The organism is Streptococcus sanguinis SK1 = NCTC 7863 (assembly GCF_000194945.1).
Taxonomy (GTDB): domain Bacteria; phylum Bacillota; class Bacilli; order Lactobacillales; family Streptococcaceae; genus Streptococcus; species Streptococcus sanguinis.
Genome location: NZ_GL878511.1, coordinates 360,147 through 386,834, shown reverse-complemented (window position 1 = coordinate 386,834; position 26,688 = coordinate 360,147). Strand labels below are relative to the sequence as shown.

At 44.4% G+C, this 26,688-nt stretch carries 17 protein-coding genes and 5 tRNA genes; 18 read left to right on the top strand and 4 right to left on the bottom strand.

All coding sequences use genetic code 11. From position 1 onward, the window contains the following. The first annotated feature begins 10 nt into the window (after positions 1-10). From HMPREF9378_RS00045 to HMPREF9378_RS11635, 13 genes are all read left to right on the top strand, one after another. A tRNA-Tyr gene (locus HMPREF9378_RS00045) sits at positions 11-91 on the top strand. Positions 92-99: 8 nt separating this feature from the next. Beyond that, positions 100-170, top strand: a tRNA-Trp gene (locus HMPREF9378_RS00050). A gap of 10 nt (positions 171-180) precedes the next feature. Then, positions 181-253 (top strand) — tRNA-His (locus HMPREF9378_RS00055). Positions 254-266: 13 nt separating this feature from the next. Then, positions 267-338 (top strand) — tRNA-Gln (locus HMPREF9378_RS00060). 12 nt (positions 339-350) lie between these two features. Continuing rightward, positions 351-434, top strand: a tRNA-Leu gene (locus tag HMPREF9378_RS00065). Positions 435-786: 352 nt separating this feature from the next. Beyond that, positions 787-1,230 (top strand): zinc-dependent MarR family transcriptional regulator, encoded by a 444-nt coding sequence (locus HMPREF9378_RS00070; protein ID WP_002901775.1) that lies wholly within the window; start codon positions 787-789, stop codon positions 1,228-1,230. Further along, a complete protein-coding gene (locus HMPREF9378_RS00075) occupies positions 1,227-1,937 on the top strand; it encodes a metal ABC transporter ATP-binding protein (RefSeq protein ID WP_002901773.1) in 711 nt (236 codons plus the stop codon). Before HMPREF9378_RS00070 ends, HMPREF9378_RS00075 begins: the two co-directional genes overlap by 4 nt. Then, entirely contained in the window at positions 1,930-2,736 is an 807-nt protein-coding gene (locus HMPREF9378_RS00080; protein WP_002901770.1) for a metal ABC transporter permease, read from the top strand. The genes HMPREF9378_RS00075 and HMPREF9378_RS00080 overlap by 8 nt, the downstream gene beginning before the upstream one ends. Before the next feature lie 9 nt (positions 2,737-2,745). Then, positions 2,746-4,248, top strand: a complete 1,503-nt coding sequence (locus tag HMPREF9378_RS00085) for a zinc ABC transporter substrate-binding protein AdcA (protein ID WP_002901768.1) — start codon at positions 2,746-2,748, stop codon at positions 4,246-4,248. 148 nt (positions 4,249-4,396) lie between these two features. Beyond that, on the top strand, positions 4,397-4,840 hold the full coding sequence (locus HMPREF9378_RS00090) for a CopY/TcrY family copper transport repressor (RefSeq protein ID WP_002901767.1): 444 nt from the start codon (positions 4,397-4,399) through the stop codon (positions 4,838-4,840). Further along, positions 4,840-7,086 carry a heavy metal translocating P-type ATPase gene (locus tag HMPREF9378_RS00095; protein ID WP_002901765.1) on the top strand — a complete coding sequence of 749 codons (2,247 nt, stop codon included), beginning with the start codon at positions 4,840-4,842 and terminating at the stop codon, positions 7,084-7,086. The genes HMPREF9378_RS00090 and HMPREF9378_RS00095 overlap by 1 nt, the downstream gene beginning before the upstream one ends. A gap of 20 nt (positions 7,087-7,106) precedes the next feature. After that, positions 7,107-7,325 (top strand): heavy-metal-associated domain-containing protein, encoded by a 219-nt coding sequence (locus HMPREF9378_RS00100; protein WP_002901759.1) that lies wholly within the window; start codon positions 7,107-7,109, stop codon positions 7,323-7,325. 81 nt (positions 7,326-7,406) lie between these two features. Continuing rightward, positions 7,407-8,009 (top strand): DUF6287 domain-containing protein, encoded by a 603-nt coding sequence (locus HMPREF9378_RS11635; protein WP_002903510.1) that lies wholly within the window; start codon positions 7,407-7,409, stop codon positions 8,007-8,009. 142 nt (positions 8,010-8,151) lie between these two features. Here the strand turns inward: HMPREF9378_RS11635 and HMPREF9378_RS00110 are convergent, their stop codons facing one another. Both HMPREF9378_RS00110 and HMPREF9378_RS00115 read right to left on the bottom strand, forming a co-directional pair. Further along, positions 8,152-8,724 (bottom strand): TetR/AcrR family transcriptional regulator, encoded by a 573-nt coding sequence (locus HMPREF9378_RS00110; RefSeq protein WP_002901755.1) that lies wholly within the window; start codon positions 8,722-8,724, stop codon positions 8,152-8,154. Between the two features lie 212 nt (positions 8,725-8,936). Continuing rightward, positions 8,937-9,539: a TetR/AcrR family transcriptional regulator gene (locus HMPREF9378_RS00115; protein ID WP_002903509.1), complete on the bottom strand. Its 603-nt coding sequence runs from the start codon at positions 9,537-9,539 to the stop codon at positions 8,937-8,939. Positions 9,540-9,894: 355 nt separating this feature from the next. Between HMPREF9378_RS00115 and HMPREF9378_RS00120 the strand changes: the two genes are divergently transcribed. Both HMPREF9378_RS00120 and HMPREF9378_RS00125 read left to right on the top strand, forming a co-directional pair. Further along, positions 9,895-12,288 carry an SIALI-17 repeat-containing surface protein gene (locus HMPREF9378_RS00120; RefSeq protein WP_002903508.1) on the top strand — a complete coding sequence of 798 codons (2,394 nt, stop codon included), beginning with the start codon at positions 9,895-9,897 and terminating at the stop codon, positions 12,286-12,288. 177 nt (positions 12,289-12,465) lie between these two features. Then, complete coding sequence (locus HMPREF9378_RS00125; RefSeq protein WP_002896829.1) at positions 12,466-13,596, top strand: ABC transporter ATP-binding protein; 1,131 nt, start codon at positions 12,466-12,468, stop codon at positions 13,594-13,596. A gap of 79 nt (positions 13,597-13,675) precedes the next feature. Here the strand turns inward: HMPREF9378_RS00125 and HMPREF9378_RS00130 are convergent, their stop codons facing one another. Then, positions 13,676-14,524, bottom strand: coding sequence for a methyltransferase domain-containing protein (locus HMPREF9378_RS00130; RefSeq protein ID WP_002901748.1), 849 nt, complete (start codon positions 14,522-14,524; stop codon positions 13,676-13,678). A 93-nt stretch (positions 14,525-14,617) separates the two neighbouring features. Next, positions 14,618-15,874, bottom strand: a complete 1,257-nt coding sequence (tyrS, locus tag HMPREF9378_RS00135; RefSeq protein WP_023916687.1) for a tyrosine--tRNA ligase — start codon at positions 15,872-15,874, stop codon at positions 14,618-14,620. A 154-nt stretch (positions 15,875-16,028) separates the two neighbouring features. Here tyrS and pbp1b point away from each other — a divergent pair, with 154 nt between their 5' ends. The 3 genes from pbp1b (at position 16,029) to rpoC (ending at position 26,123) form a co-directional block, all read left to right on the top strand. Then, complete coding sequence (gene pbp1b, locus HMPREF9378_RS00140) at positions 16,029-18,443, top strand: penicillin-binding protein PBP1B (RefSeq protein ID WP_002914484.1); 2,415 nt, start codon at positions 16,029-16,031, stop codon at positions 18,441-18,443. Positions 18,444-18,835: 392 nt separating this feature from the next. Next, a complete protein-coding gene (gene rpoB, locus HMPREF9378_RS00145) occupies positions 18,836-22,402 on the top strand; it encodes a DNA-directed RNA polymerase subunit beta (RefSeq protein ID WP_002914482.1) in 3,567 nt (1,188 codons plus the stop codon). A 40-nt stretch (positions 22,403-22,442) separates the two neighbouring features. Then, positions 22,443-26,123: a DNA-directed RNA polymerase subunit beta' gene (gene rpoC, locus HMPREF9378_RS00150; protein WP_002914480.1), complete on the top strand. Its 3,681-nt coding sequence runs from the start codon at positions 22,443-22,445 to the stop codon at positions 26,121-26,123. Positions 26,124-26,688 lie beyond the last annotated feature (565 nt).

Here is a 26,688-nt window from a genome sequence, read left to right as displayed (position 1 = left end):
TTTTATAATCGGAAGGGTAGCGAAGAGGCTAAACGCGGCGGACTGTAAATCCGCTCCTTCGGGTTCGGGGGTTCGAATCCCTCCCCTTCCATAACCTTTACGGGCATAGTTTAAAGGTAGAACTAAGGTCTCCAAAACCTTCAGTGTGGGTTCAATTCCTACTGCCCGTGTTTAAATATGGCGGGTGTGGTGAAGTGGTTAACACACCAGATTGTGGCTCTGGCATGCGTGGGTTCGATCCCCATCACTCGCCTATTTATTATTATTGGGGTATCGCCAAGCGGTAAGGCAAGGGACTTTGACTCCCTCATGCGTTGGTTCGAATCCAGCTACCCCAGTTAAAAACTTGAGCCGGCGTGGCGGAATTGGCAGACGCGCTGGACTCAAAATCCAGTGTCCTCACGGACGTGCCGGTTCGACCCCGGCCGCCGGTATAGCTTAAGTTTAGCGAAGCATTTTAGCTTCGTTTTTTTGTCTTTTCTGTAGTATTTATTTGCAAGCTAAGCGGAAGATCGAATCATGATTTTACTTGTAAATCCACACTCAACTAATGTAATGGATTCACCATCAAATTGTTTATAGAATCTAGAATGCTAATATGAGTCAGCTCGTTTTGTTCTTTTTTATTCTCTGATTGAGTTTTATTTAGGGCTTAAGAATCTAAATGTATGATTAAATATTTTTTGTGAAAAGCATCTTACTTTTACTGAAAATTCTTGACTCTTTTCTGTTTTGTGGTATAATTAACCAGTAAAGCTTTAACTGGTTAAGAGAAGGAGGGAAGAAATGACTCATTTAGCGCAGAAGATCGATCAATTTTTAAATGAAGTTATTTTGAAAGCAGAAAATCAGCATGAGATTCTGATTGGTTCTTGCACGAGTGATGCGCCTTTAACCAATACGCAGGAGCATATTTTGATGCTTTTGTCTGAGGAATCCTTGACAAATTCTGATTTGGCAAAAAAACTGAATGTAAGTCAGGCTGCTGTGACAAAGGCTGTGAAATCTTTGGTAAGGCAAGAGATGCTGCAAGCTTTTAAAGATAAAAGAGATGCACGGGTTACCTTTTACCGTTTGACTGACTTAGCGCAGCCGATTGCAGAGGAACATCAGCATCATCACGCAAATACTTTGGAGACCTATCAACAATTGGCAGAGCAGTTTTCTGCTAGCGAACAGGCGGTGATTGCGAAATTCTTGGAAGCCTTGGTGGGAGAGATCAGCAAATGAGATATATCACAGTCAATAATCTTTCCTTTTACTATGACAAGGAGCCTGTACTGGAGCATATTCATTATTTTCTAGACAGTGGGGAGTTTGTCACCTTGACGGGGGAGAATGGAGCTGCTAAGACGACACTTATCAAGGCTAGTTTGGGTATTTTGCAGCCTAAGCATGGGGAAGTGAAGATTTCCAAGACCAATGTGCGAGGCAAGAAACTGCGGATTGCTTATTTACCTCAGCAGATTGCTAGTTTTAATGCAGGTTTTCCTAGTACGGTATATGAGTTTGTCAAGTCAGGACGTTATCCACGTAAGGGTTGGTTTCGTCGTTTGAATGAGCATGATGAGGAGCATATCAAGGCAAGTCTGGAGTCGGTTGGAATGTGGGAACATAGGGACAAGCGGATTGGTTCTCTCTCTGGCGGGCAAAAGCAGAGGGCTGTAATTGCTCGGATGTTTGCTTCGGATCCGGATATTTTTGTCCTAGATGAGCCGACAACAGGGATGGATGCAGGCAGTAAGGATGAATTTTACAAACTCATGCACCATAGTGCTCACAAGCATGGGAAGGCTGTCTTGATGATTACACACGATCCGGAAGAAGTTCGTAAATATGCTGACCGCAACATTCATCTGGTCCGTAATCAGGACTCACCTTGGCGCTGTTTCAATGTGCATGAAAGCGACAATGGACAGGAGGTGAGCCATGTTTAATCTATTTTCCTATGATTTTATGCAGCGAGCCTTCTTGGCAGTTATTGCCATGAGCCTCTTCTCACCGATTCTAGGGACATTCCTGATTTTACGGCGGCAGAGCCTTATGAGTGACACGCTTAGTCACGTTTCATTGGCAGGTGTAGCTTTTGGTTTGGTTCTTGGACTATCGCCCACTCTCACAACGGTGCTTGTCGTCATTATCGCAGCAGTCTTCTTAGAGTACCTGCGCACAATCTATAAGAATTTCATGGAAATCGGGACAGCCATTCTTATGTCAACCGGCTTAGCTATTTCCTTGATTGTTATGAGTAAGGGTAAGAGTTCTAGCTCAATGAGTCTGGATCAGTATCTGTTTGGCTCCATTGTGACTATCAGTAGGGAGCAGGTGATTTCTCTCTTTGTTATTGCTGCTGTGGTGCTTGTCTTGACCTTCCTCTTCATTCGCCCCATGTACATCTTGACCTTTGATGAGGATACGGCCTTTGTGGATGGGCTGCCTGTGCGTACCATGTCCATTCTCTTTAATATCGTGACGGGTGTTGCGATTTCCCTCATGATTCCAGCTGCGGGAGCCTTGCTGGTTTCGACCATTATGGTCTTGCCGGCTAGTATTGCTCTGCGGATTGGGAAAAATTTCAAGTCGGTTATTTTGCTGGCAAATGCCATTGGTTTCTTTGGTATGATTGCCGGACTTTATATTTCTTACTATGCAGAGACGCCAGCTAGTGCTAGCATTACGATTATCTTCGTCAGCTTGTTCTTGCTGGTCAATCTGGTCAAAAAATTTATGAAATAGGAGCAGAAAATGAAAAAAATTAGCTTACTATTAGCAGGTTTACTGAGTATTTTCTTAGTAGCTTGTTCTAATCAAAAAAATGCAGATGGCAAGCTCAATATTGTCACAACTTTTTATCCTGTTTATGAGTTTACCAAGCAGGTGGCTGGAGATGAGGCCAATGTTGAACTTCTAATCGGGGCAGGTACAGAGCCGCATGATTATGAGCCTTCAGCTAAGGCAGTTGCGACGATTCAGGATGCAGATGCCTTTGTCTATGAAAATGAAAATATGGAGACTTGGGTTCCTGAACTGTTAAAAACTTTGAAAAACAAGGAAGAAACGGTTATCAAAGCGACAGGAGATATGCTCTTGCTGCCTGGTGGTGAAGAGGAAGAAGACCATGACCATGGTGAAGAGGGACATCATCATGCCTATGATCCCCATGTTTGGTTATCTCCGAAGCGGGCTATTAAAATGGTGGAGCACATTCGTGATAGCTTGAGCAAGTCTTATCCTGACAAGAAAGCGGCTTTTGAGAAAAATGCAGCGGCTTATATCAAGAAGCTGGAAGCCTTGGACAAGGAATATGAGGATGGGTTGGCCAATGCCAAGCAAAAGAGCTTTGTTACTCAGCACGCAGCCTTTAACTATCTAGCATTGGACTATGGCTTGAAGCAGGTGCCAATTTCTGGACTTTCACCAGACAGTGAGCCATCCGCTTCACGCTTGGCTGAATTGACCGAGTATATCAAGAAAAATAAAATCAAGTATATTTACTTTGAAGAGAATGCTTCTCAGGCTTTGGCTTCTACATTAGCTAAGGAAACAGGGGTAGAACTTGATGTCTTGAATCCGCTGGAAAGCTTGACTGAAGAGCAGACCAAGGATGGGGCAGACTATGTTTCTATCATGCAGGCCAATCTAAAGGCTCTCAAGAAGACAACTGACCAAGAGGGAGCGGAGATTGCAGCCGAGAAAGAAGAAGACGATAAGACAGTGCAAAACGGCTACTTTGAAGACAGTGCCGTCAAGGATCGGACCTTGTCTGACTATGCTGGCGAGTGGCAGTCTGTTTACCCTTATCTGAAAGACGGGACCTTGGACCAAGTCTTTGACTACAAGGCTAAGCTGACTGGGAAAATGACGGCAGCTGAATACAAGGACTACTATGACAAGGGCTACAAGACAGATGTTTCCAATATCAATATCACAGACAAGACTATGGAATTTGTGGTAGATGGAAAATCCAAGAAGTATACTTATAAATACGTTGGTAAGCACACTCTGACTTACTCTAAGGGAAATCGTGGAGTTCGCTTTATGTTTGAAGCGACAGACGAGGATGCTGGGGAGTACAAGTATGTTCAGTTTAGCGACCACAACATTGCACCGACCAAGGCAGCTCACTTCCATATCTTCTATGGTGGCGAAAGCCAGGAGGCACTCTTTGACGAGCTGGAAAACTGGCCAACCTACTATCCAAGTAAACTGACTGGTCAAGAAATTGCCCAAGAGATGTTGGCACATTAATATGGACAAACTTGAGAAGACGGGATTATCCCGCCTTCTTTTTTGTATATCAGGAAATGACGATAAAAATACTTGACAAATTACGATTACAAATGTAAACTAATAAAGAGTTAGATTACAAATGTAAATGATAAGGGAGTGTTAAACAATGGAACAGCAAAATATTAGCCAAGCAGAATGGCAAGTGATGCGTGTGCTGTGGGCTTATCCACACAGTCGTAGTACAGAGATTATAGCGCGGTTGGAAGCTGATTTTTCCTGGAAGCCGGCAACCATCAAGACCCTTTTGAATCGTCTGAAGACAAAAGAATTTATTGCCATGGAAAAAATCGAGGGCAAGTTTTACTATGATGCTCGGATTTTAGAAGCGGACCATCTGGAAAGTACATGGCAGGCTTTTTTGGACAATATCTGTAACACTAAACACGGAGATCTTTTGATTTCGATGATTGAGAGAAGTCAGTTTAGTCAAGGGGCCTTGGAGCGGCTCAGCCAAGTCATCGATAAGAAAAGAGCTTCGGCTCCGCTGGAAATTAAATGCCACTGTCCGCAAGGTCAGTGTCGTTGCGGGCACGGAAAGGAGGTGCATTGATGAGCGAGAAGAAAGAATACAAGCTCTCAGGCATGACCTGCGCTGCCTGTGCCATGACGGTGGAGATGGCGGTCAAGGACTTAGAAACGGTCGAGGACGTCAGTGTCAATCTGGCGACAGAACGCCTCAGTTTGCTTCCTAAGGCGGGATTTGACAGCCAGCAAGTATTGGATGCTGTAGCCGAGGCAGGTTATCATGCAGAAGAAAAAGGAAAAAACAGGCCGTCTGACGTAAGCGAAGAGGCTGCAATGAAAGCGCAGGAATTGCAAAAAAAGAAACAGCAATTGCTGATTCTTTTGGTTACGACACTACCCTTGCTTTATATCTCTATGGGCAGTATGGTTGGCCTTCCTCTACCTAGTTTCTTAGACCATATGGTGCATCCCTTGGTCTTCGTTCTGTCACAATTGCTTTTGACTCTGCCTGCTGTGTGGATCGGTCGTGGCTTTTATCAGAGAGGATTTCGCAATCTTATCAAGCGACATCCCAATATGGATAGTTTGATTGCGGTGGGGACCAGCGCAGCATTTTTCTACAGCCTCTACTCAGTCAGTCAGGTTTTTCTAGGTCATCATCCCTTTGTTCATCAGCTTTATTTTGAGTCTGTTGCAGTGATTATTGCCTTGGTTCTTCTGGGCAAATATCTGGAAAGTTCTGCCAAGGGGAGAACGTCTCAGGCAATTCAGTCTCTGCTTGAGTTAGTGCCTAGTCAGGCGACAGTGATTCGCTATGGAGAGGCTGTGACCATTGATACGGAGGATATCCGAGTTGGAGATATTATCCGTATCAAGCCAGGGGAGCGTATGCCGGTAGATGGACTTGTAATAGAGGGGCAGACCTTTGTGGATGAGTCCATGATGACTGGTGAAAGTGTCCCGATTGAAAAGAAGGTCGGCGACACCATTACCAGTGCCACAATCAATCAAAATGGTAGTATTGATTACCAAGCAACTAGGGTGGGTTCGGATACGACCTTAGCTCAGATTGTCAGATTGGTGGAGGAAGCGCAGGGGTCTAAGGCTCCGATTGCGGCTTTGGCCGATAAGATTTCGCTCTATTTTGTCCCAATCGTGCTGGGCTTGGCTACTTTGTCCGCTCTTGGCTGGTATTTTCTAGCTGGTGAGAGTCTTAGCTTTTCCCTGTCAATCTTTGTCGCAGTTCTGGTCATTGCCTGCCCTTGTGCGCTAGGTTTAGCAACTCCGACAGCCATCATGGTTGGGACTGGCAAAGGGGCTGAAAATGGGATTTTGATTAAGTCTGGACAAGCTTTGGAAGCAGCTTATCAACTGGATACTATTGTTCTTGATAAGACTGGGACGATTACGGTTGGCAAGCCCAGCCTGACGGATTTGGTGCCTTTAGGTGCTTTTAATCGCTCTGACTTATTGCAGCTAATAGCCAGTGCTGAGCAGCATTCTGAGCATCCTTTGGCTCAGGCTATCTTAGAAGCAGCTGAAGAGGAGGGGCTTGACTTACTGCCTGTCAGTCATTTTGAGGCTATGGTTGGACGAGGTTTGTCAGCTCAGGTTGAGGGCAAACAGCTTCTGGTGGGAAATGAGTCTCTGATGAAAGAAAAGAACATTGACAGCAGTGTCTTTCAAGAACAGTTGTTGGAGCTGTCCCAAGAAGGGAAGACGGCCATGTTTGTCGCAGTAGATGGCTGGCTGGCTGGTATTCTAGCGGTAGCAGATGAGATGAAATCCAGCAGCTTGTCGGCGGTGCAGAAGCTCCAGTCTATGGGACTGGAAGTCATCATGCTGACAGGAGATCGTGAAGAAACAGCGACAGCTATTGCCCAGAAAGCTGGAATTCAAAAAGTCATCGCAGGTGTATTGCCAGATGGGAAGGCCACTGCTATCAAGAACTTACAGGAAGCTGGGAAAAGACTGGCTATGGTAGGAGACGGTATCAATGATGCGCCGGCTTTGGTTCAGGCAGCTGTGGGAATTGCCATCGGATCAGGCGCTGATGTAGCTATTGAGTCGGCAGATGTAGTGCTCATGCATAGTGATTTGCAGGATGTAGTCAAGGCTATCAAGCTCAGCCAGGCGACTATCCGCAATATCAAGGAAAATCTCTTCTGGGCCTTTGCTTATAATACACTAGGCATCCCGATTGCTATGGGGCTATTGCATCTTTTCGGCGGTCCCTTGCTCAATCCTATGCTGGCTGGTCTGGCCATGAGCTTAAGCTCGGTGTCAGTTGTGGCCAATGCTCTGCGTCTAGGACGCTTTAAAATGAACTAAATATACGGAGGAATAAATCTATGAAACAAACAGTCCAATTAGAAAACTTATCTTGTCAAAATTGTGTCAAACACGTCACCCAGCACTTCCTGTCTATGGAGGGAGTGTCAGATGTGGCGGTAGACCTAGAAAAGCAGACAGCCCAAGTCACGACTGATAAACTTTATGATGCATCTGATTATGAAGCAGTTCTGGCAAAAACAATCTACAGGGTTCTGGATGTGACAGAAGCTGAGTAAAGTCAGTAGTTTTACGCCTGCCCAGCTGTTAGACTTCTTCTTGTAAAAAGCGATAAAATAATCTATAATGTTACTAATCACATGATTTATCTTACCGCGAGAAAGAGGAGAAAAATGAAGAAAAAAGCTTTACCTTTTTTACTAGCAGGAGCTGCTTTATTAGCTATGACAGCTTGCTCAAACGGCAGTGCTACGAATCAATCAGAAACGCCTACTAGCAGTACTGGCTCAGTAACAAGTTCTGTGGAGCAGGCATCCAGTCAATCAACTGCAGCAGCATCTTCAGCAGCTGGCAGCGCTAGCTCAGAGAGTGCGAGCACAGAAAAAACCAAGGAAAAGAAAGAAGCGATGGACATTTCAGCACTTGCAAATGGTAATTATGCCAGCGTTAAAGGAACCTGGCAGGATGCTTCTGGCAACCAGCTTGTTTTTGATGAAAAGGGCTTGGTTTCAAGTGGTTATGAATTGTATGGAGCTTCTCTGACAGACTATGGTACTGCTGCTGGCGGTGTCTACGGCGGAGAAAGCGGAGGTTTTCTGATTGAGTTTCTTCCTAAGGGAGTTAAGGTCGCAGACAAGGAAAACTTTACAGATAATTCAGATGCTGGCCAAGACAGAATCTGGACAGGAGTTGGCCTGAATAGCTTTGATGAGCAAGGTAGCTTCTATTATCGAGTAGATTAAACGAAGCTTGGTGTTTAATTTTATAGCTTATATATTGATGAGAGCAGAAGACTATCTGCTCTCTTTTCTTTTGTAAAGTAAGAAATTTCACCGACAAAAAAAGCCTGCCTAAACTAGGCGGGCTTCATAATTTTGAGTTGAATTAGGCTTCACTATGAGGTGTTATAAACTGATCCATAGGGGTTGAAATCACATTCAAGAAGAGCTTGGCGAAATCCTCTGCCGGCATAGGTTCTTCTTTGATAATCCAAATTTCAATGAGGGAGTTAATCCATCTAACAACAATTTCCGTAGCCATTTCTTTTGGGATTCCCAATTTTTTAGAGTCAATTTCTAAATTTTGCACGACCCATTGAGTGAAGAAGGTAGATAGATAGTCACTCCAGAAAGGATCGATAGCTGTAGTATAGAGCACCTTCATCCATTTCCTATGTTCATAAAGGGTAGGAATCATATGTTGGGCAAAGAAACAGAAGGGATTTTCTCCACTTCCTTCTTCGTAGCTTTCATACAGGGGCAAAAACGGAGTCATAATTGTCTGGCGGATGTATTGGATAATGTCTTCAACATTGCTAAAATGCTTTTTATAGATAGCCTGGCGCGATAGACCAGCTTGTTTTGCAATCTCTGAAAAAGTAAAATAAGACTTTTCAGGATTTTGCTCTGCCAGCTCAATTAAGGCATTGACAACTTTGTCTCGAGTATCTTGGGGCATAAGTACCTTCCTTCTTTTTTATTAAGTTCTTGCTGGTTTGTCTAATAATAGAGCAAATTCCAACAAAATAGTTTACCGCTTGTCAACTAAAATGATAACACTTTATAGAGGAAATGTCCAATTATTTTTAAAATTTAATATAAAAATATTAAAAAACCAGTCTTCCCTTACAAGGACCGGTTCTGTCATTTCTCTATTTTTCTTCTAGGTGGTTATACGATAACAATTTTGTTTGAAGGACCAGCAGAACTATCATAGGCAGCAAAGCTGGTTAGGGGTGAAGATACAAGGTTGAGAAATGTCTTAGAGAACTGCTTGCAAGGAACGGGGTCATCCTGAGTGATCCAATTCTCGATAAGAGAACTAATCCAGCCGGCCAGCAGTTGATTGGCCAGGTCTTCAGGAATACCTAATTTTTGGTGGTCAAGATTTAGATTCTGCTCGATCCAGTCCTTGTAACTGGCAGTAATAAAATCGCTCCACAGGGGATCGACAGAACTAGTATATAATATTTTAATGCGTTGGCGTTGCTCATAAATAGCGGGAAGAATCGTTTGAGCCAAAAAGGTGAAAGGATCTAAGTCTGCTTCAGCATTGTTGCTATTCCAGTTGGGAGCAAAGGCTTGCTTCACCATATCTTGGCGAATATATTCGATAATTTCAGTAGTGTTATTAAAGTGTCGTTTGTAAATGGCTTGTCTTGACAAACCGGCTTCTTTAGCGATTTCTGTAAAGGTAAAACGCGACCTGTCTGGCTGTTTATCTGCTAATTCAAAAAATGCATCCAAAATCCTATCTCGTGTATTAAGAGCCATAATTTTATCCCTCCTATACCATTTTACTTTTTCTGTCTTAAATAAGCTAGAAAATAGCCCAGAATTTTTACTAAAAAAGTTTACACATTGTTAAATGGAAAAATTTTTAGTTTAATTTCTGGACATCATGTCTGTTTAAAAACTGGACGATTTCACAAAAATGTACATAAATCAAGCCGATAATTCTTTTATTTTAACAAGTTAATATGATAAAATAATAAAAAATCTTATCAGAAGTCAAATAGAAAGTGTAGTTTAAAGATTACCTAATCTGAAAGATTTATGGGAGGTTTGACTGGACTTTTTATTCAGGATTAATGATCAGGATAATAAAATATGTTCAGAGGAGAAAAAGATGAAAAGAACAGAAAAAGTTTTGCGATATTCTATTCGGAAGTCAGTTTTAGGTGTTGGTTCAGTCCTTATTTGTGCTCTGTTTTTGGGTCACAGTATGGTGGCGGCAGATGAGGAGCAGCCTGTTGCAAATGCAGTAGAGACTCCGGCCGCTGCATCACCAGTAAATCAGGATTTGACAACGGTCAGGGAGGCTGCTAATACGGAAGTAGGTACGTTTCTGGCTGAGAAAGTGACAGATCTTGGGAATAATCCAAATTTGTCAGATGAGGAGCTTGCAGCAGCTAAGGAGGAAGTCAATCAAACAGCTGCGAAGGCTCAGAATGAAATTGCTGCAGCTGAGGATAAAGAAAGGATTGATCAAGCTAAGGAAGATGGATTGGCAGACATCAACTCTGTCAATCCAGTCGGCAAAGATTTGCTTCTAGATGAAATCCAAAATGGAAAAGCAGAGTTTGATAAACTTGTAGATAGTAGCGATTTACTGCCTGAGGAGCAAAAGAAAAGCTTCCAAGAGTCTGTAAGGAAGAAGGCTGCAGAAGCAGAGGATGCAATTCAGAAATTAGATGTTAATGCAGCAACAGCAGAGCAGGCGGAAGTGATTCAAGAGCAGGCAGTAACCGAGGAAGATAAGTTTTTCAAATTTATAGCAAGTTCAACCGTAGATTTCACTCTGGCTGCCAAATTAGCTGACGTGGAAGCAAATCCTAATCTTTCAGAAGCAGAAAAGAAAGCAGTTAGAGGCGAGATAGAGCAGGTGGTGGAAGCAGCCAAGAAGGCTATTGAAGGAGCAGATTCTCAGGAAGTCTATGACCGGGAAAAAGAAACAGCTATAGCCCGCTTAGCCAAGATTCACCCTATTGGCAAAGAGCAGTTCTTAAAAGAAATTCAGGAAGAAAAAACAGCTACTATCGAGGCTGTTGAGAAGAGTCAAAGTCTTTCTGTTGAGGAAAAAACTGCAGCTAAAAAGAAAATTGAAGATGCAGCAGCCATAGCTCAAAAAGCAATTGCAGCTTATAATGCTTGGGTTGAAAGTCCTGATGATGCCGAAAAAATTCAAGAACAGGTAGCGGCAGAGAAGCAAGGTTTGCTGAAAGCTACGACTGGACTGAAACTAGATCTTGCTCTGTCTGATAAGCTAGCCGACTTACGGAGCAACCCGAATCTGTCAGATGCAGAACGGGCTACGGCTAAAGCTGAAGCGGAAGCAACTCTAGCAGATGCGAAAACAGCGCTTGAAAAGGCTGATGCCGAAGAAGAACTAGAGAGAATTGAGGAAGCTGGAATTGCTAGCTTGGACACGATTCATCCAGTTGGCAAAGATTTGGTTTTAGATGAGCTTGAAGAAGAAGTCGACAAACAGATTGAAGCAATTGAACATCACCAAAGACTTTCAGAACTCGATAAAAAGCAAGCTAAAGAAAAGATTCGAGCAGTATTAAAGACGGTGACAGATGCGATTGCGCAGCTAGATGATAGTGTAGACAGTGCTGAAAAAGCAGAGAAGCTGCAGGAACAGATTGCTGCTGAGCAGACAAAAGCTCTTGAAAATCTAGAAGCGATTGTCAAGAATGCTGCTAAAGCTAAGACAGCTTCTTCTATTCCAAGTGATTCACCACAAGAAACCAGGAAAGAATTTAGTGGAGGCGTCAGCGACTCTGAGCCAGCAATAGCAACGGCGTCGGAATATGATTTGTCTAGCCATGAAGTTGGAACTCATCCCGATACAGCTCCGCAGTCCTCAGTACAACCAGAATTCAGTGGCAATGTTAATGATTCAGAAGCACCAACAGCAACGTGGCCTGAATTTACAGGAGGCGTCAATGATTCAGAGACGATAACAGCGACAGAGTCAGAGTATGATTTATCTAGCCATGGGGTTGGAACTCATCCTGATACAGCTCCGCAGTCTTCAGTACAACCAGAATTCAGTGGCAATGTTAATGATTCAGAAGCATCAACAGCAACACGGCCTGAATTTAGTGGAGGCGTCAATGATTCAGAGCCAACCATGACAGAAAATAACACCTATGATGCTGGCGTTCAGCCATCAGTCAGGAGTGCACATCCAGACAGCGCTCCTCAAATGGCGGCTCTTCCGGAATTTACTGGTGGTGTCAATGCTGCTGACGCGGCAGTAGCTGATGCTTTACCTGCTTACCAAGTAACTAGCGGTATTTTGCCAGCAGTTGATGGGGCCAAATCAGTACAAGAGCAGTCTTCATCAGCTAAGGTCACCCAGCCAGCTCAGCTTAAAAACAAGGAAGGTAAGAGCGATGCGTCAGTCTTGCCGCATACGGGTCAAGCTTCTAATGCTCTTTTAACAGTTGCAGGAGTTATCAGTGCTTTAGGCACAGCTGGATTGTCACTCCGTAGTAGAAAAAAGGAAGATTAAGTTTTAAAGAGGCCACTTGGTCTCTTTTTTTATGGAAAAAATTTTCAAAAATTATGCAAACGTTTTACTAAAAGTGCTTGAAAAAGTCAAAAAAAAACGATATAATGGACAATGTGAAAGCGCTTTGCAAACGAGAGCTTAAAAGAAAATATTTTTATTCAAAAGAAGGGGCTTATTATGGTCGAATTAAATCTGAAAAATATCTATAAAAAATATCCCAACAGCGACCACTATTCAGTGGAAGACTTCAATCTAGACATCAAGGACAAGGAATTTATCGTCTTTGTCGGTCCGTCCGGTTGCGGAAAATCAACTACGCTGCGTATGATTGCTGGTCTTGAGGACATCACAGAAGGAACTGCCTCTATTGACGGTACAGTGGTCAATGATGTGGCGCCCAAAGACCGTGATATCGCTATGGTCTTCCAGAACTATGCCCTTTATCCGCATATGACTGTCTACGACAACATGGCCTTTGGTCTTAAGCTGCGCAAGTACAGCAAGGAAGATATTGACAAACGGGTTAATGAAGCAGCAGAAATCCTAGGCTTGAAGGAATTCTTGCAGCGTAAGCCAGCTGATTTATCTGGTGGTCAGCGTCAGCGGGTAGCAATGGGACGTGCAATCGTTCGGGATGCAAAGGTTTTCCTTATGGATGAGCCTCTGTCTAACTTGGATGCTAAGTTGCGTGTGTCCATGCGGGCAGAGATTGCCAAGATTCACCGCCGTATCGGGGCAACAACTATCTATGTTACCCATGACCAGACTGAAGCTATGACCTTGGCGGATCGTATCGTTATCATGTCAGCGACCAAGAATCCCGCTGGAACTGGAACGATTGGACGAGTGGAGCAGATTGGTACGCCGCAGGAAGTCTATAACAACCCAGTTAATAAGTTCGTTGCTGGCTTCATCGGTAGCCCAGCTATGAACTTCATCCCAGTTAAACTTGAAGGGAATGAGATTGTCGCAGAAGGTCTGCGCTTGACTGTACCAGAAGGAGCTCTCAAGGTTCTGCGGGAGAAAGGTTACGAGGGCAAGGAACTGATCTTTGGTATTCGTCCGGAAGATATCAATGCGGAAGCTGCTTTCTTGGAAACTTTCCCGAATTCAGTTGTGCATGCCAAAATTTCTGTTTCAGAATTGCTGGGAGCAGAGTCCCATCTCTACTGCCAAGTGGGTTCTAGTGAGTTTGTAGCGCGTGTGGATTCACGGGACTACCTAGAAACTGGTGCGGGTATTGACCTAGGCTTTGACCTCAATAAAGCGCACTTCTTTGATCCAGAGACAGAGAAGACGGTCTATTAATCAGTAGATAAATAACGCAGACAGTCCTGTCTGCGTTTTTAAAATGGCTGTTATAACATCATTTTTTACTGAAAGGTGATCAGATTTTTTCTTCTTTTAGTTTTCCGATAAGAATCTCAGCTGAAATGGTGGCATGTGTAAGCTGCTCCCAATTGATTAGATTTTTTTCAACATGAAAGAGTAAAGGAGTCATCTGCAGTAGGGCAGTTTTCTCCTCAGAATGTAGAGCATGGGTTGATTCTACGGTTTTTCTGGATAGAATCGTAAAGTGCTTCTGGAAGTGCTGGATGATATCTTGATTAGAATAATCTTTCTTGTCCAGATATTGAGTAGCTTTTTGACGAATTTCTTTCAGATGACTTTCTGTCGGGATGACTTTAATGATAAGCCCCTCTTTTTTCAATACTCGTTGAAATTCATGATAGTTAGCTGGTGAGAAGATGTCCAGTAAGACATCCATGCTTTGATCCTGAACGGGTAAGTGTGCCAAATCCCCGACGAACCATTTTACAGCAAGGCTCTGATCACTTTTGGCAGCTAGTTGGATAGAATCTTTGGATAGATCAAAAGCGTAAATTTCTTTGTTGGGGAATTTTTCCTGAATTTTTCGAGCATAGTAGCCCTCTCCGCAAGCGACGTCTAGAATGGTCTGTTCTTCAGGCAGGGTCTGCAGCAGATCCTGCAACTCATCTAGGATATGCTGATAAAAGCCGGCTTCCAAGATGACTTTTCTATTTTGAAAGCTCGTTTTGTCATAGTCTCTAGCTTGTTTGACCTGGGGAGCTAGATTGACATAACCGAATTTGGCGATGTCGTAGGAATGGCGATTAAGACACTTGAGGCTGCTTTCTTCCATAGCCAAGCTTTGCTGGCAAAGTGGGCAGGCCAGAGCCGAAGCTTGGGCAAAGCGGGCGAGTTTTGGTTTCATGAGAACTCTCTTTCTATCTGTTTTTATAAAGTTGAATGTCCTTTCCTTCGTAAGACATAGAAAAATCCGATTCAGGTAATCGGATTTTTATCTTTAGTAGGTAAGGACAAAGTATTTCTTTTTACCACGGCGGATAACTGTTAGCTCGTCTTCCAGTTTATCTGAGTCGCTGAGAACATAGTCTAAATCTTGGATGCGCTCACCATTGAGGTAGATAGCACCGTTTTGGACGTCCTCGCGAGCTTGACGTTTTGAGTTTACCACGCCAGCTGTCACAAGCAGTTCTACAATATTGAGGTTGTCTTCTGCTTGGACCTGATAGTTAGGCACACCTCGCAGACCTTGTTTGAGTTCCTTGACGGATAGGTTTTTAATATTTCCGGCAAAGAGCTGCTCAGTGATGTTGAGGGCTTCCTGGTATGCTTCTTGACCGTGAACCAGGCTGACCACTTCGCGAGCTAGGACTTTCTGAGCCAAGCGTTCGTGTGGTGCTGCTTCAAACTGCTGGCGAATCTCTTCGATCTCATCCAAGGACAGGAAGGTGAAGATTTTCAAGAAGCGGATAGCGTCTGCGTCCATGACATTCATCCAGAATTGATACATTTCGTAAGGAGAAGTCTTGTCAGGATTGAGCCAGACAGCATTGCCTTCTGACTTGCCGAATTTTTTGCCAGTAGCGTCGGTAATGAGCGGAACGGTTATCACATGGCCAGTCTTGTCAGCTTTGCGGCGTAGGAGTTCTGTACCTGCTGTCATATTGCCCCATTGGTCAGAACCACCGATTTGCAGGGTTACGTCGTGGTTTTGATTGAGGATATAGAAGTCATATCCTTGCATGATCTGGTAGGCGAATTCTGTATAGGAAATCCCTGTCTCAATCCGGCTCTTGACAGAATCTTTACTCATCATGTAGTTGACAGTGAAGTATTTGCCGACGTCACGCAGGAAGTCGATAAAGCTGATGCTGCTGAACCAGTCATAATTGTTGACCATTTCGGCCTTATTATCGCCCTTTTCAAAGTCCAGAAAACGAGAAAGCTGATCTTGGATGGATTTCACCCAGCCTTCCACAGTTTCCTTGGTCTGGAGGCTGCGTTCTGCATCCCTAAAGGATGGATCGCCAATCAATCCAGTTGCTCCTCCGACCAGCGCGTAGGGTTTGTGTCCGGCTAGTTGCAAGCGACGGCTGGTCAGAATGGCTACCAAGTGGCCAAGGTGCAGGCTGTCAGCGGTCGGATCGTATCCACTATAATAAGAGACTTGTCCTTCTTCTAAGGCCTTGCGTAAAGCTGCTTCATCAGTAGTTTGGAATACCAAGCCACGTTCTTTTAGCTCATCAAAAATGTGCATCATGTCTCTCCTATTCTAAAAGCCAAGAAATTGGCTTATCTATATTTTAAATTTATGTTACTCTATTGTATCATAAAGCTTTTAAATAGCAATGTTTCCTTGAAATAAATCATAGATATTTGGTATAATGGGAAGATAACAAGGAGAATCGAACTTGGAACAATTAATAGAGAAATTAAAAGAGTTCTGGGGAAAAGCCCAGCAGTTTATCAAAAAAATACATCTTCCAGAATGGAGCAAGAAGATCGTTAGTGGCAACAATGGCTGGTCTATCGGTGATGTTTTTGCTGTTTTCTTGCGGACTTTTAAACTTCTGATGAATATGGCTTTTGTGTTTATCTTCTTCGGTGGCGTCATCGGTGCTGGTATTGGGATAGGCTATGCAGCTAGTCTTTTCAGTAAGGTTGAAGTGCCCAAGCAGGATGAGCTGGTCAAGCAGGTGAATAATATTTCTGGAATCTCCAAGCTTACCTATGCTGATGGCAGCTTGATTGCAGAAGTGGACAATGATTTGCTCCGCATCCCGGTTAAGAGTGACGCCATCTCTGAAAATGTAAAAAAAGCCGTTATCGCTACAGAGGATGAGAATTTTGAAACGCATAACGGAGTGGTGCCTAAAGCTGTGCTTCGGGCTACGCTCGGCTCTGTTGTCGGAGTTGGCTCGTCTAGCGGGGGGTCAACCATTACCCAGCAGTTGATCAAGCAGCAGGTGGTGGGCGATGCGCCGACCTTCAAGCGGAAAGCGGCGGAGATTGTTGATGCGCTGGCTTTGGAACGCTACATGTCCAAGGATGATATTTTGACGACCTACTTGAACGTTTCGCCTTTTGGGCGCAACAATAAGGGGCAGAATATCGCCGGTGTGGAAGAAGCTGCTCAAGGAATTTTTGGTGTCTCTGCTAAGGATTTGACTGTGCCCCAGTCTGCTTTTATTGCCGGCTTGCCACAGAGTCCGATTGTTTATTCGCCTTATGCAGCGGATGGCAGTCTCAAGAGTGCAGGGGATATGGCTCTGGGCTTGGAACGTGCCAAGGATGTGCTCTATAATATGTATCGGACGGGCCATCTAAGCGAAAAAGAGTACAAGGAGTACAAGGACTACGACTTGACCAAGGATTTCAAGCCTTCTGAAAGTTCGGAAAAATCTTCGCATGGCTACCTTTATTACACAGCGGTCGAAGAAGCCCAGCAGACCATGTACGAATACTTGATTCAGCGGGACAATGTTTCTCAGCAAGAGCTGAAAAACAACGACACTGTCAAAGCCTACAAGGAATTGGCTGCTAAAGAACTGAGCGATGGCGGCTATACTGTCACCACCACAATCAACAAGAACATTCATACTGCTATGCAAAATGCAGTAGCCAACTATGGGGGCGTCTTGGATGACGGAACTGGTGCAGTTGAAGTGGGGAATGTCCTCTTGGATAATAAAACCGGTGCTGTGATTGGCTTTGTCGGAGGAAGAGATTATGCTTCCAATCAGAACAATCATGCCTTTGATACGGAACGATCACCGGGTTCGACTATTAAGCCGATTCTTGCTTATGGGATTGCTATTGACCAAGGTCTGATGGGTAGTGCCAGCGTTCTTTCCAATTATCCAACTAACTTTTCAAGCGGCGATCCAATCATGCACGTGGATAGCCGTGGTACAGCCATGATGGACCTGCAAGAAGCGCTTAATACTTCTTGGAATATTCCGGCTTATTGGACTTACCGCGGATTACGCGAAAAAGGTGTCAATGTCCGTGGCTATATGGAAAAAATGGGTTATTACATTGATGACTACAGCATTGAGAGTCTCCCAATGGGCGGGGGAATCGAAGTATCTGTAGCTCAGCATACCAATGGTTTCCAAACCTTGGCTAATAATGGAACCTACCAGAAAAAATATATGGTTGAAAAAATCACAGACCGAGATGGCAAGGTGATTTACCAGCATAAGGCCAATCCTGTTCAGATTTACAGTCCAGCAGCGGCTACGATTATGCAGGAGCTCATGCGGGGCGTTATCAATTCTGGAGCGACTACGACCTATAAATCCAGAATCAGTCAGGTCAACGGAACATTAGCTGGAGCCGACTGGATTGGTAAGACTGGAACGACCAACACAAACGGCGATATGTGGCTGATGCTTTCTACTCCTAAGATGACTTTGGGAGGCTGGATTGGTCATGATGATAATAGCTCTATGGCGGCGTTGACTGGTTATAACAATAACGCTTCCTACATGGCTTATATGGTAGATGCCATCTATCAGGCAGATCCAAATGCCTGGGGTGTTGGTGATAAGTTCACTCTTGATCCGAGTGTGATTAAGTCTGACGTACTCAAGTCTACAGGAGAAAAGCCAGGTACAGTAACGGTAAATGGTCGCTCTGTTAATCTCAGTGGTCCGACAGTGCCTAGCTATTGGGCTAAAAACGGCGCTCCGACCACGACCTACCGCTTTGGTATCGGGGCATCAGATGCGGATTATCAGAAGGCTTGGTCAGCTATACTGGGCGGTTCTACCTCCAATTCTAATTCAAGTTCCAATTCCAACAATAACCGGCAAGGGAACTAGCGTATCAAGAACAGTTTTAACTTTTCAGAAAGCGGATGAAATCCTTGCAATTTCTAGCTAAATAAGGTATAATGATAGCAATAATTTGTCGTGTGCTTTATTTGAAATATTGTCCAAATAGAAGCTTACAGCAGTTAAATCAAACTTGAATAAGTCAGATTTAGCTGCTCTTTTTGTGCCTATTTTTAGGAAAAACGAATTATGTAACTATAATTTAATTTTTCTGAAAATTAAACAAAAGGGACTGATTGTGGCTGTTTTGCAGCATTGTAAATGACAGAGGATTTTCCTCTGAAAACATTTCACAGAACTCGCCCTCAAAGCGTTGAGGAAAAGATACTTTCTTCTCGCTTTATCAAGGGCTCAGTATCTTATCATAAAGGAGTAAAAACTTGGCAGGACATGAAGTTCGATACGGTAAACACCGTACCCGTCGTAGTTTTTCAAGAATTAAGGAAGTTCTTGATTTACCAAATTTGATTGAAATCCAAACGGATTCGTTCCAAGATTTCTTGGATCATGGTCTGAAGGAAGTCTTTGAAGATGTACTTCCTATTTCAAACTTTACCGATACCATGGAATTGGAATTTGTCGGCTATGAAATCCGTGAGCCTAAATATACGCTGGAAGAAGCACGCATTCACGATGCCAGCTATTCAGCGCCAATCTTTGTGACTTTCCGTCTGATTAACAAGGAAACTGGTGAAATCAAGACTCAGGAAGTCTTCTTTGGTGATTTCCCAATCATGACTGAAATGGGAACCTTCATCATCAATGGTGGTGAGCGGATTATCGTTTCCCAGTTGGTGCGTTCTCCAGGGGTTTACTTTAACGATAAAGTTGACAAAAACGGAAAAGTTGGCTACGGTTCAACGGTTATTCCTAACCGCGGAGCTTGGTTAGAGTTGGAAACAGACTCAAAAGACATTGCCTACACTCGTATTGACCGGACACGGAAGATTCCATTTACCACTTTGGTGCGTGCGCTCGGTTTCTCAGGAGATGATGAGATCTTGGACATCTTTGGTGACAGCGACTTGGTTCGCAATACCATTGAAAAAGATATCCACAAGAACCCAATGGACTCTCGTACAGATGAAGCCCTGAAAGAAATCTATGAGCGTCTTCGTCCAGGTGAGCCTAAGACGGCTGAAAGCTCTCGCTCTCTCCTTGATGCGCGTTTCTTTGATCCGCATCGTTATGACTTGGCAGCAGTTGGTCGTTACAAGATTAATAAGAAACTCAGCGTCAAGACACGCTTGCTGAACCAAACCATTGCAGAGCCATTGGTAGATGCTGAAACAGGAGAAATCTTGGTTGAAGCTGGTACAGTTATGACCCGCAGTGTCATTGACAGCATTGCAGAGCAGCTGAACAATGGTTTGAACAAAATCACTTATATTCCAAACGACTCAGCTGTCTTGACAGCTCCTGTAGAATTGCAGAAGTTCAAGGTAGTGGCACCAACTGATCCAGACCGCGTTGTGACTATCATCGGTAACGCAAATCCTTCTGACAAGGTACGGATTGTAACACCAGCTGATATCTTAGCTGAGATGAGCTACTTCCTCAACTTGGCTGAAGGCATCGGTCGTGTAGATGATATTGACCACTTGGGGAACCGTCGTATTCGTGCAGTTGGCGAGCTTTTAGCCAACCAAGTTCGTCTCGGACTTTCTCGGATGGAGCGTAATGTTCGTGAACGGATGAGTGTTCAAGACAATGAAGTACTGACTCCACAGCAAATCATTAACATCCGTCCAGTAACTGCAGCTATTAAAGAATTCTTTGGTTCTTCTCAGTTGTCTCAGTTCATGGACCAACACAATCCGCTGTCTGAGCTTTCTCACAAGCGCCGTCTTTCTGCCTTAGGACCTGGTGGTTTGACACGTGACCGCGCTGGTTATGAAGTGCGGGACGTACACTATACTCACTATGGTCGTATGTGTCCAATCGAAACACCTGAAGGACCAAACATTGGTTTGATCAATAACTTGTCTTCTTATGGGCACCTTAACAAATACGGATTTATTCAAACGCCTTACCGTAAGGTAGACCGTGAAGCTGGCGTGGTAACCAACGAAATCGTTTGGTTGACCGCTGATGAGGAAGATGAATTTATCGTAGCGCAGGCTAACTCTAAGCTGAATGAAAAAGGTGGCTTTGCAGAGCCTATCGTTATGGGACGCCACCAAGGTAATAACCAAGAATTCCCATCAGACCAAGTAGACTACATGGATGTATCGCCTAAGCAGGTAGTTGCCGTAGCGACAGCGTGTATTCCTTTCTTGGAAAATGACGACTCCAACCGTGCCCTCATGGGTGCCAACATGCAACGTCAGGCTGTGCCTTTGATTGATCCAAAAGCGCCTTATGTTGGTACTGGTATGGAATACCAAGCTGCCCACGACTCTGGTGCAGCGGTTATTGCTCAGCATGATGGTAAGGTTACCTATGCGGATGCAGACAAGGTTGAAGTACGCCGTGAAGATGGTTCTCTTGATGTTTACCAAATTCAAAAATTCCGCCGTTCTAACTCAGGAACTGCTTACAACCAACGTACCCTTGTAAAAGTTGGCGATGTCGTTGAAAAAGGCGACTTTATCGCTGACGGACCTTCTATGGAAAATGGAGAAATGGCCTTGGGACAAAACCCAATCGTTGCCTACATGACATGGGAAGGTTACAACTTCGAGGATGCGGTTATCATGAGTGAGCGTCTGGTGAAAGACGATGTCTACACCTCAGTTCACTTGGAAGAATACGAATCAGAAACTCGCGATACCAAGCTTGGCCCTGAAGAAATTACCCGCGAAATTCCAAACGTAGGGGAAGATGCCCTACGCAATTTGGACGAAATGGGTATTATCCGCATCGGGGCGGAAGTCAAGGAAGGCGATATCCTTGTAGGTAAAGTTACCCCTAAGGGTGAAAAAGATCTTTCTGCTGAAGAGCGCCTCTTGCACGCTATCTTCGGAGACAAGTCTCGTGAAGTCCGTGATACCTCTCTGCGTGTGCCGCACGGTGCTGATGGAGTGGTTCGTGACGTGAAGATCTTTACCCGTGCTAATGGTGATGAGTTGCAATCTGGCGTTAATATGTTGGTTCGTGTCTACATCGCTCAAAAACGTAAGATCAAGGTCGGAGATAAGATGGCTGGTCGTCACGGAAACAAGGGGGTTGTATCCCGTATCGTTCCTGTGGAAGACATGCCTTATTTGCCAGACGGAACACCAGTTGATATCATGCTGAACCCACTCGGGGTACCATCACGTATGAACATTGGTCAGGTTATGGAGCTTCACCTTGGTATGGCAGCACGTAACTTGGGCATCCATATTGCGACACCGGTCTTTGATGGAGCAAGCTCAGAAGACCTCTGGGATACTGTCCGTGAAGCTGGTATGGATAGCGATGCCAAGACTATTCTTTACGATGGACGTACCGGTGAGCCGTTTGACAACCGTGTATCTGTCGGTGTCATGTACATGATTAAGCTCCACCACATGGTAGATGACAAACTCCATGCCCGCTCAGTAGGTCCTTACTCAATGGTTACCCAACAGCCGCTCGGAGGTAAAGCTCAATTTGGTGGACAACGTTTTGGTGAGATGGAAGTTTGGGCCTTGGAAGCTTACGGTGCTTCTAACGTTCTGCAAGAAATCCTGACTTACAAGTCAGATGATGTCAACGGACGTTTGAAGGCTTATGAAGCTATTACTAAAGGAAAACCAATTCCAAAACCAGGTGTGCCAGAATCCTTCCGCGTTCTTGTCAAAGAATTGCAATCTCTTGGTCTGGATATGCGCGTTCTCGATGAAGATGACAATGAAGTAGAACTGCGTGACCTAGACGAAGGTGAAGATGATGATGTGATTCACGTTGACGATCTTGAAAAAGCGCGTGAAAAAGCAGCTCAAGAAGCGAAAGCAGCTTTTGAGGCTGAAGGAAAAGAATAAGAATACACACTGATTAGAAAATGAAGAAAGGTAAGAAATAGTGGTTGATGTAAATCGTTTTAAAAGTATGCAAATCACCCTAGCTTCTCCAAATAAGGTCCGTTCATGGTCTTATGGGGAAGTGAAGAAACCTGAAACAATCAATTACCGAACCCTGAAACCAGAACGCGAAGGCCTTTTTGACGAAGTGATCTTCGGTCCAACCAAGGACTGGGAATGTGCCTGTGGTAAGTACAAACGGATTCGTTACAAAGGAATCGTCTGTGACCGCTGTGGTGTTGAAGTAACCCGCGCCAAGGTTCGCCGTGAGCGTATGGGCCACATTGAATTGAAGGCACCTGTTTCACATATTTGGTACTTTAAAGGAATTCCAAGCCGCATGGGGCTCACTTTGGATATGAGCCCGCGTGCCCTGGAAGAAGTCATTTATTTTGCCGCTTATGTGGTGATTGATCCTAAGGATACACCGCTAGAGCACAAGTCAATTATGACGGAGCGTGAGTACCGTGAGCGTTTACGCGAGTACGGTGCAGGCTCATTTGTAGCCAAAATGGGAGCAGAAGCTATTCAAGACCTCTTGAAACAAGTGGACTTGGAAGCTGAGATTGCTGTCCTCAAAGAAGAATTGAAAACTGCTTCAGGTCAAAAACGGATCAAGGCTGTCCGTCGCTTGGATGTTTTGGACGCCTTCTACAAGTCTGGCAATAAGCCAGAATGGATGGTTCTTAACATCCTGCCGGTTATTCCGCCAGATTTGCGCCCGATGGTTCAGCTGGATGGTGGTCGTTTTGCGGCATCTGACCTCAATGATCTCTGTCGCCGTGTTATCAACCGGAACAACCGTTTGGCTCGCTTGCTGGAACTCAACGCCCCTGGTATCATCGTTCAAAATGAGAAGCGGATGCTCCAGGAAGCGGTTGATGCTTTGATTGATAATGGTCGTCGGGGCCGTCCGATTACAGGACCAGGCAGCCGTCCACTTAAGTCTCTGAGCCACATGCTCAAAGGAAAACAAGGGCGTTTCCGTCAAAACTTGCTGGGTAAACGGGTTGACTTCTCAGGTCGTTCCGTTATCGCCGTTGGTCCTACGTTGAAAATGTATCAATGTGGTGTGCCGCGTGAAATGGCGATTGAGCTCTTTAAACCATTTGTGATGCGTGAGATTGTTGCGCGTGATATTGTGCAGAACGTGAAAGCTGCCAAACGCTTGGTAGAGCGTGGAGATGAGCGTATCTGGGATATTCTGGAAGAAGTGATCAAGGAACACCCTGTGCTTCTTAACCGCGCACCGACCCTTCACCGTCTGGGAATTCAGGCCTTTGAGCCAGTTCTGATTGATGGTAAAGCTCTTCGTTTGCATCCATTGGTCTGTGAAGCCTACAATGCCGACTTTGACGGTGACCAAATGGCCATCCACGTACCATTGTCGGAGGAAGCCCAAGCTGAAGCTCGTATCCTCATGCTGGCTGCTGAACATATCTTGAATCCGAAAGATGGTAAACCAGTTGTAACACCGTCTCAGGATATGGTCTTAGGGAACTACTACCTGACCATGGAAGAGGCTGGCCGCGAAGGCGAAGGCATGATTTTCAAGGATATGGATGAAGCGGTCATGGCCCTCCGCAACGGCTATGTTCACTTGCATACTCGTGTTGGTATTACAACCGATAGTCTTAATAAGCCTTGGACAGAAGATCAGAAGCATAAGATTTTGATTACAACTGTTGGTAAAATCCTCTTTAACGCGATTATGCCAGAGGAATTGCCTTATCTGCAAGAGCCAACCAATGCTAACTTGACAGAAGGTGTGCCAGCTAAGTACTTCTTGGAGTCAGGACAAGACATCAAGGAAGTCATTGAACAGCTTGAGATCAATGTTCCGTTTAAGAAGAAAAATCTTGGGAATATCATCGCAGAAATCTTCAAACGCTTCCGTACAACAGAAACGTCTGCTCTTCTTGACCGCTTGAAGAACTTGGGTTATCATCATTCTACTTTGGCTGGTCTGACAGTGGGTATCGCTGATATCCCAGTTGTCGAAGATAAGGCTGAAATTATTGAAGAATCCCATAAGCGTGTTGAACAAATTACCAAACAATTCCGTCGCGGTATGATTACTGATGACGAACGCTACAATGCAGTTACTGCTGAGTGGCGGGCAGCTCGTGAGAAATTGGAAAAACGTCTGGTTGCCAACCAGGATCCGAAGAACCCTATCGTTATGATGATGGACTCTGGAGCGCGGGGTAACATCTCTAACTTCTCCCAGTTGGCCGGTATGCGTGGTCTGATGGCTGCGCCAAATGGACGTATCATGGAATTGCCAATCTTGTCTAACTTCCGTGAAGGTCTGTCTGTTTTGGAAATGTTCTTCTCTACCCACGGTGCTCGTAAGGGTATGACAGATACGGCCCTTAAGACTGCCGACTCAGGTTACCTGACTCGTCGTCTGGTTGACGTTGCCCAAGATGTGATTATCCGTGAAGATGACTGTGGTACAGATCGCGGCTTGCTCATCACTTCTATCACAGAAGGCAAGGAAATGATCGAGTCTCTGGAAGAGCGTCTCAATGGTCGTTACACTAAGAAAACAGTTAGACATCCAAAAACTGGCGCAGTTATTATTGGCGCGAATGAATTGATCACAGAAGACAAGGCTGCTGAAATTGCAAATCTTAAGATCGAGAATGAAGAGGGTAAATTAGTAAAGGCGATCGAAGAAGTCACTATCCGTTCCGTATTTACATGTAACACCCGCCACGGTGTTTGCCGTCATTGTTACGGTATCAACTTGGCGACTGGCGATGCGGTTGAAGTCGGTGAAGCAGTCGGAACCATCGCTGCCCAGTCTATCGGGGAGCCTGGTACACAGCTGACCATGCGTACCTTCCACACGGGTGGTGTTGCCTCCAATACCGATATCACACAAGGTCTTCCTCGTGTCCAAGAAATCTTTGAAGCCCGCAATCCGAAAGGGGAAGCGGTCATCACTGAAGTCAAGGGTGAAGTTACTGCCATCGAAGAAGATGCATCTACTCGTACCAAGAAGGTCTTTGTTACAGGTGCAACTGGCGAAGGTGAATATGTGGTACCATTTACAGCTCGCATGAAGGTTGAAGTGGGCGACCAAGTTTCTCGCGGTGCTGCCTTGACTGAAGGTTCTATCCAGCCGAAGCACTTGCTGGCTGTCCGCGATGTCTTGTCTGTTGAAACTTATCTGCTTGCTGAGGTACAAAAAGTTTACCGTAGCCAAGGGGTAGAAATCGGCGACAAACACATCGAAGTAATGGTTCGCCAGATGATTCGCAAGGTGCGCGTCATGGATCCAGGTGACACAGATCTTCTCATGGGAACTCTCATGGATATTACAGACTTTACAGATGCTAACCGTGATGTGGTTATCTCAGGCGGAGTGCCTGCGACAGCTCGTCCAGTCCTCATGGGAATCACCAAGGCTTCCCTTGAGACAAACAGCTTCCTGTCTGCAGCTTCCTTCCAGGAAACAACTCGTGTCCTGACAGATGCTGCTATCCGTGGTAAGAAAGACCATCTGCTCGGACTCAAAGAAAATGTTATCATCGGTAAGATTATCCCAGCTGGTACTGGTATGGCCCGCTACCGCAATCTGGAACCTCAGGCTGTCAATGAAGTTGAAATTATCAACGAAGTGACAGAACTGCCAGATGGATTTGAAACTGAAGAAAATATTGTTCTTAAATAAAGAACTTTCCCTCCCGATTTTCGGGAGGGATTTTTTGTTGCAGCCGATAATTTCTTGCTCGCCACTAAATATTATCCTATAATATACTTAGAAAGTTGTTTTTAAGTTCTCCTTTATGGATAAACAACTATAGAAGAAACAGTCAAGATTTCCTATTTCAGTTTTTCTATGATGCGAGATGCCATATTTATTTTTAATCAGGGAAGTAGCTGGTTTTTTGTAGTATGATAGCGCTAGGTTATACTATTTTAAAAATCCTAAAATAGTAGGAGGGGGAGATTTGAAATTTTAAAAAAGAGGAGATTGGTTTTAATGGTAGTGGTCGGAGGTTATAGAGAACGATAGCTGGCATTTATCCAGCTAGCTCATTCATGAAGGGAGGATTTTGAAATATAAAGAATAGAAAACAATTAGATTACAAATAGAATAATATTTTATTACAATGAATAAAGATTAAAAAATATAGGTAAAAAGCACAAAATTCTGCATAAAATAGGACTTTAAGCCTATAAGTTCTTTCCTTTTTATTTATTTTTTTGAGAAAACCGAAAAATTTCAGCAATTT

Bases quoted from the DNA above. Each gene is read 5' to 3' on its own strand.
- HMPREF9378_RS00095 (WP_002901765.1), top strand. From the start codon at position 4,840: ATGAGCGAGAAGAAAGAATACAAGCTCTCAGGCATGACCTGCGCTGCC.
- HMPREF9378_RS00125 (WP_002896829.1), top strand. From the start codon at position 12,466: ATGGTCGAATTAAATCTGAAAAATATCTATAAAAAATATCCCAACAGC.
- HMPREF9378_RS11635 (WP_002903510.1), top strand. From the start codon at position 7,407: ATGATTTATCTTACCGCGAGAAAGAGGAGAAAAATGAAGAAAAAAGCT.
- HMPREF9378_RS00120 (WP_002903508.1), top strand. From the start codon at position 9,895: ATGAAAAGAACAGAAAAAGTTTTGCGATATTCTATTCGGAAGTCAGTT.
- HMPREF9378_RS00075 (WP_002901773.1), top strand. From the start codon at position 1,227: ATGAGATATATCACAGTCAATAATCTTTCCTTTTACTATGACAAGGAG.
- HMPREF9378_RS00130 (WP_002901748.1), bottom strand. From the start codon at position 14,524: ATGAAACCAAAACTCGCCCGCTTTGCCCAAGCTTCGGCTCTGGCCTGC.
- HMPREF9378_RS00070 (WP_002901775.1), top strand. From the start codon at position 787: ATGACTCATTTAGCGCAGAAGATCGATCAATTTTTAAATGAAGTTATT.
- HMPREF9378_RS00080 (WP_002901770.1), top strand. From the start codon at position 1,930: ATGTTTAATCTATTTTCCTATGATTTTATGCAGCGAGCCTTCTTGGCA.
- HMPREF9378_RS00085 (WP_002901768.1), top strand. From the start codon at position 2,746: ATGAAAAAAATTAGCTTACTATTAGCAGGTTTACTGAGTATTTTCTTA.
- HMPREF9378_RS00090 (WP_002901767.1), top strand. From the start codon at position 4,397: ATGGAACAGCAAAATATTAGCCAAGCAGAATGGCAAGTGATGCGTGTG.
- HMPREF9378_RS00115 (WP_002903509.1), bottom strand. From the start codon at position 9,539: ATGGCTCTTAATACACGAGATAGGATTTTGGATGCATTTTTTGAATTA.
- HMPREF9378_RS00110 (WP_002901755.1), bottom strand. From the start codon at position 8,724: ATGCCCCAAGATACTCGAGACAAAGTTGTCAATGCCTTAATTGAGCTG.
- HMPREF9378_RS00100 (WP_002901759.1), top strand. From the start codon at position 7,107: ATGAAACAAACAGTCCAATTAGAAAACTTATCTTGTCAAAATTGTGTC.
- tyrS (WP_023916687.1), bottom strand. From the start codon at position 15,874: ATGCACATTTTTGATGAGCTAAAAGAACGTGGCTTGGTATTCCAAACT.